Origin of the sequence: Pseudomonas sichuanensis (genome assembly GCF_003231305.1) — a bacterium.
GTDB classification, from domain to species: Bacteria; Pseudomonadota; Gammaproteobacteria; order Pseudomonadales; family Pseudomonadaceae; genus Aquipseudomonas; species Aquipseudomonas sichuanensis.
This window is the reverse complement of record NZ_QKVM01000136.1, coordinates 1-599: the sequence shown is the minus strand read 5'-3', so window position 1 is coordinate 599 and position 599 is coordinate 1. Positions and strand designations below refer to the sequence as shown.

1 protein-coding gene is annotated in these 599 nt (G+C 59.3%); it reads left to right on the top strand.

The genetic code is table 11. From position 1 onward, the window contains the following. Positions 1-240 precede the first annotated feature (240 nt). A partial coding sequence (locus DM373_RS28425; protein WP_244215148.1) for a thiamine pyrophosphate-binding protein occupies positions 241-599 on the top strand: 359 nt, incomplete at its 3' end.

Genomic DNA, 599 nt, shown 5'->3' with positions numbered 1-599 from the left:
CCGGCTATTCAATCCTTCCAACCTCGGTTCACGGCAAAGGTCTTTTGCGCTTCGGATAGCTCTGCAAGCGGCGCCAGGGGTGCGACAATTATTACCGTTCGATGACGTGACTTTCCCGCATCGACCCTGCGTCAAGACTTAGGTTCGGGGCAATCCTCGCACCCGGACAGAGCGATGCCAGCGTACCGTGCTGCGCATTTCTGGACCTCCACCGCCCTATACACTGAGGTAAGAAGCAAAATGGCCAAGGCCGCCGATGTCGTTGTGCAATGCCTGGAAAACGAAGGTGTCGAATATGTGTTCGGCATCCCCGGCGAGGAGAACCTCGACCTGCTCGAGTCCCTGCGCAAATCGAAGATCAAGCTGGTATTGACCCGCCATGAGCAGTCCGCAGGCTTCATGGCTGCCACCTATGGCCGCCTGACCGGCAAGACCGGCGTCAGCCTGTCGACCCTCGGCCCCGGCGCCACCAACCTGGTGACTGCCAGCGCCTATGCCTACCTCGGCGGCATGCCGATGATGATGATTACCGGCCAGAAGCCGATCAAGAAGTCCAAGCAGGGCCGTTTCCAGATCATCGACGTGTGCGGCATGATGGA